Annotated in this window: 5 protein-coding genes; all 5 read right to left on the bottom strand. The window is 38.1% G+C overall.

Annotation, left to right across the window (positions count from 1 at the left end; all coding sequences use genetic code 11):
- On the bottom strand, window positions 1-428 hold a 428-nt coding region (locus WBM60_RS16750), incomplete at its 3' end, for a hypothetical protein (RefSeq protein ID WP_424283364.1).
- A gap of 34 nt (window positions 429-462) precedes the next feature.
- Complete coding sequence (locus WBM60_RS16745; protein WP_424259514.1) at window positions 463-1,551, bottom strand: SphA family protein; 1,089 nt, start codon at window positions 1,549-1,551, stop codon at window positions 463-465.
- 38 nt (window positions 1,552-1,589) lie between these two features.
- Window positions 1,590-1,856, bottom strand: a complete 267-nt coding sequence (locus tag WBM60_RS16740; RefSeq protein ID WP_424259515.1) for a hypothetical protein — start codon at window positions 1,854-1,856, stop codon at window positions 1,590-1,592.
- 216 nt (window positions 1,857-2,072) lie between these two features.
- Window positions 2,073-4,760, bottom strand: a complete 2,688-nt coding sequence (locus WBM60_RS16735) for a LuxR C-terminal-related transcriptional regulator (RefSeq protein WP_424277575.1) — start codon at window positions 4,758-4,760, stop codon at window positions 2,073-2,075.
- Between the two features lie 77 nt (window positions 4,761-4,837).
- Window positions 4,838-5,364 (bottom strand): LuxR C-terminal-related transcriptional regulator (locus WBM60_RS16730; protein WP_424283363.1); only part of this gene is annotated, 527 nt, incomplete at its 5' end.

Below are 5,364 nucleotides of genomic sequence, written 5' to 3'. Positions count from 1 at the left end.
GAGCTACTATGGGTGCCATAATCTCGTACTGTTCCTTCGATCATTCCTTTCATAGAAAGCGCAGGGTACATACTTAAATACAATTGAGTTGCTTTTTGCAGATCCAACTCATCATAGACTTTTTGTATGGTTGCTTCGGTTGGGTACCCCCCCGGAAATTCCAATTCTCCAAAGTTGGTGTTCATGGTTACTGCAGCAGGCTTAAATCCTCCCGACTTGAATGGCGTCTGGGTCTTTGCCCAGTCATAAATGCTTGTTGTAGCATCGGGCATTTGCTTGGTCAATATCACTTCTGAAGAAGTAATATTTGATGCAGTAGATGCTTTTGCTTCTTCTTTTTTAGCTTCCTGATTACAGCTAAAAGTTAGCAAAATGGCCACGGCCATCAGGTAACTCATAATTGAATGTTTACTTAGATATTTTTTCATGATTGCATTGTGTTTAGATAGTATTTGATCCATATTATGGCGTATTATTCTTTTTATTTGCTCCTGTAAGGGCATTGGTTACAAAAGTTAAGTTGAGCATTAAGGCATCGTTCTTAAAACGTTGCCTCATACCATAGTCGAAACCATATTTAAACGTGAGTTGCATCCGTTGTTTCCACACCCAGTACCCTGCTGTGAAAGCCAAAGTGCTTTTTCTGTCCCGAACTGAAGGATCCCAAAAAACATCAGAACCTTTGTCATCTGAAATTTGCCAATTGTGACCTCCTATAATACCCAATTCAAATCGTTCTGATAAATATTGACTGATACCATATTCCAAAGTGAATCGATTACCAGGCTTTACATCAGAATCTTTTATCTCACCGTTTATTTCATAGGTTAACCCAAGCATTAAGGCTGAGGATTTATCTGCTACCGGATAATAATATCCAAATCCTTGAAACTGATTGGTCCAGAAGCCAAGGCCTAAATTTTCAGATCCTCCATTTTCATATTTTCCTGTTGGGGCAGTTACTGAATACATGAAGGTAAGATCAGTCTTCTCGAACCCCCACGAAAGGCCTAATGGAAAAATAAGCAAGTCACTGAAGCCACTTAATTTACCTGAAACCGATTGGTTCAGTTCTGGAATAATAGTACCTCCATTTTGTTCGGTAACCAATGAGGCATCGGCCCATGCAATAACCGGTGCTATTCCTGCCAAATATCTTGCTCCTCCCAGAATTGTCTTTTTCGACCCCCAAGCAATAACGGGGACCGTGGCGTATGTGTCAAGATTAATATCTACATTTATATCCGGAAGTGAGGGATCAAGATTACTAAGCGAGCCACCACTAAATTTATCTCCATTTCTATCATAGAATGAATTTGTTGAAGAACGATAATTATAAACGACAACAAATAGACCCGGTGGAGGTGTTGCCATATCTCTGACCCCAATAAATGACGCCAAATAATGCCCTCCTTGTACTGGAGAGACAGATTGGGCATTTGCTTCTTTACAAAAGCCTAATACAAGCAATGCAGTTAACCATATCATCGGTTTAACCTTTAAGTTGGTTTTTGCACAATCAACGAGTTTTAAGAATTGATTTATGATCATAACATTTAATTTTAATTAGTATTGATGAGCCTTTTAGCTTATATGTTAGTATTCAATTTTTCTACCGATAATACACTCATATGTAGTTCATACAATGAGATAAGTAACCCAGATAACTGGGCCTGATCACTCATCTTCCCAATTAAGGTTGTTTCTACACCTGATTTCTTATTTCTATAAGACAAATCCATACCTGAGAGTCTTTCGGACCAGGAGGACGGTACTTTTCCCAAGACCCTGATTTGGTAAATTGCTGGTTTGGAAAAAGAGAACGTAGATTTTAAATTATCGTCTGATGTTGTCATTTATGTAAGTTTTAAAATGTTGTATAATTTGATGATTTAAAGGTAAGGGCGTCAGAAAGTGTATACAATAAACTAAAGTGGAAGAATGGTAGAGATATTGAGACATGTACTATAGAAATAGTGCATTTTGTCTTCAACTCATAGTTCATTCTGAAAAAAACAGCTGCTTTTATTTCAGAAAAAACGAGACGAAAGTATTGTTGGGAAAGTTTGGATCTATTTAATAAGCTCCAATTGACGGGTCCGGTTCAAAAGATCGACCCTGGAACTTGTTTCAAACTTTTGTCCCATATTATAAACATGTTTTTTGATGGTTCCTTCTGAGACGAAAAGTTTCATTGCGATTTCTTTATTTCTTAATCCCTCCGAAACTAAAAGCAGTATTTCTTTTTCTCGTACCGAAAGATGTTCTGTATGTGTCACGTCTTTTTTGTCTATATCGATCACAGGGTTTCTCATTCTGAATTCGCTATTTTTTTCCAGAGCTTTGCGTAATTTGTTAATATAGCGGCTGTGTTTTTTACTACCGGAGAGTACAAGTGGCAGAAGTTCCAGCATGGTTTCGCGGTATTCAATAAACGGAAATATCCAATCGTTGGGACTGCCCATTTCGATGCACGCTGTGAGGTTTTTGATGGCCGCTTCTTTTTCTCCCAGTTTGTGGTAAGCTATGGCAAGCAACAACTTAATCCCTATTTTCTGATAGCTGTTACGGACTTTATCGTTATCATCGTAAAGTACGTTAAGTTTTATGATGGCTTCATTTATTTTTTCGTCTGTTCCTTCTGCGATAAGAACCCTGCACAATGTAATTCTTGGAATTTCAATCCACCAAAGCATTAGTCCTTCGTCGGTAGCGATATCTGCCATGCGAATAAACCGGATGGCTGCATCGAGGTCGCCTTGCAATAGTGCCAGTCGTGCCTGCGCAGAATGCAGGACCAAATTTACTGAAGGATCGTTGTCTATTTTGGAACTGTATTTCCTGAATTTTTCTATCGTTTCCTCTAACGCTGCATGTTTACCTTTAATTTGATGATAAAACATCATAGCTGCAAAAGAATCGGCCCCTAAACGGCTATGCAAGCTGGCAGTTTTTTGTGTCAATTCGGAAAAAGATTTTGCGCCTTTCAAGAATTCCCCTTGGTTGAACATCACCAGTGCTTCGGTATATTTTCCCCATGACTCAGCAAAAGGGTAGTTATTTTCGTACCCTATTTCTTTGACTTTTACTGCAGGGATAACAGCCATAGACAGATTGGCATCCAGAAGATGTATGTAATCTACTCCTGCATATAGACGGGTTAGCCTTATATTACTAGTAATTGATGGATCATTAATTTTATTTTCTAAAAACGTTATTGCTTCCTTTTCTTTGTTGTTGGCATGTAAGGTTAAAGCGTACCAGAGTTCGGCTTCTCCAAGATTGTGAGAGAATTCTGGAGTAATGTTTTTTATCGCATTTTTCAGTGGTTTTTCCCCGTAGGTAGAATTGGCTTGAAAATAGCAGAATAATCCCATAAAGAAGTCTATCTCGCCCTTCACACTATCGATTGAAATCTTTTCTGATAGTTTTTCTATCTTTTCTAAATTTAAAGCTAAAGCTTGAAAATTAAGAAGCGAATAATACACCCATGACTGTATTATTAGAAGCTCAGGTGATTTGTCGATGATTTGCGCAGGCAGTTTCTTCATAGATTTATCACGGAAATCCCATAAGCCTTTCTCCATGATGGTACTGCGGTTTTCAATCAATATCCGGGCGGCTATTTCGTCATTGTTGGCCTGCTGCGCGTGATAAAACCCCTCTTCGAAGTACTCGTTTTTCACAAGCCAATTAGAAACATCAATATGCAGTTTATTTGTATCCTCTACTGTATACTTTTGCTTAAGTTGTTTTTGCAGCAAGTGCTGAAATTGATGATGAAACCTGAACCATTTGCCTTCACTATCCAATGTAATCACGAATAAGTCCGATTTAAGCAGCCAGATGATCGTTTCTTGCCCATTTACAGGTTTGTCTTTTGCAGGCTCCTCGGACTGTAAAATCACTTCGATCAATTGATCGCAGAATCTGCCTAATATTGAGAGTTTTAATAGTATATTTTGTAAAACCTGTGGTTGCTTTTTAACCACCTCTTCTACAAGATACTCTGTAAGTAATAATGTATCCTCGATATAATTGTTAAGGACGGAGTTATTATCTTTCCAATCGTCATATGTTAACAATATAAGCCTGAGTGCGGTTACCCATCCCTCGGTTTTCTTCTCTAGAGTTGTGATAGTTGGCATTTCAAGCTTGACATTTAGTGATTTTTCATACAAGCTTACTATTTCCTTCTGGTCAAACCCCAAATCATTCATCCTAATCTCATTAATTCTATTGCGAAGCCTCAACGTGTTTAGCTTTAAAGAAGGGTCGCGGCGTGTGGAAATTACCAAATGAACACGTGACGGTGGGTAACGGAGCCAAGTATTAAGTAAGCTATGGATGTTTTCGTCGTTAATGAGGTGGTAATCGTCGAGTACAAGAACGAAGTCCTCGGTTATCTGATCGAGTTCGTTTATTAGTGTGTCTACAAGCAACTCAATTGGAGGTAGTTTGGCAAATTGAATCAAATCGGCGAATTCACTTAGCGAATTTGGGAAGATATTTTCAATAGCCGTTTGCAGGTAGTTTAGAAATACCTTTGGGTCATTTTCGTCCTCGGAAAGCGAAATCCAGACGTATTTATAATTGCTGTTGTCAAGCCACGAACTAACAACCATGCTTTTTCCATAACCGGCAGGGGCACAAACTAAAGAAAGGGGTTTATAATAATTTTTTTCAAACCTAGTAATTAATCTGGATCTGAGAACATGTTCTGCTGTTAGAGGTGGTCGATGTAGTTTGGTTCTAAGCATTAGAATACGAAGAATTAAAAGATGCTGTTTTAGATTGATTTTTGGTAAAAATAACGAATTCTTGATAACGTTTAAGATTATTGAATAAGTCCCAATTGACGTGTTCGGTTCAAAAGATCGACCCTGGAACTTGTTTCAAACTTTTGTCCCATATTGTAAACATGTTTTTTGATGGTTCCTTCGGATACAAACAGGGCATTTGCGATCTCTTTGTTTCTCAGTCCGCTTGCCAGTAGCTCAAGGGTTTCAAGTTCCCTTTCCGTTAGAACAACCTTTTCTGAAACCTCAATATTTTCGTGAAGTGCAGTATCTTTCTTGTCAGAAACTTTTATAATTAACTGATCAATTTCATCAATAAAATCAATAGCAACACCCTTTTCTTTCAATGAATTTAAAAGTACCATAGCTGATTTTCCCGCTTCGACAAATGGTCTTATAAACCCAAGTTTTTTTGCCAGAACAACCGCTGCTTTCAGCTTTTCCATCGAAGCTTCCTCTTGCCCCATTTTTTGTAATGCCAGTGACAGTAGGAGGTTTATTTCAACAAGTTGGCAATCCAGATGGGAAGATGATGCTATATCAAGCATCGTGATTAAAATTTCTT

This window comes from Eudoraea sp. (assembly GCF_049669105.1).
Taxonomy (GTDB): Bacteria; Bacteroidota; Bacteroidia; order Flavobacteriales; family Flavobacteriaceae; genus Eudoraea.
The sequence above is the reverse complement of the archived record's forward strand: the minus strand, read 5'-3'. Positions and strand labels throughout refer to the sequence as shown.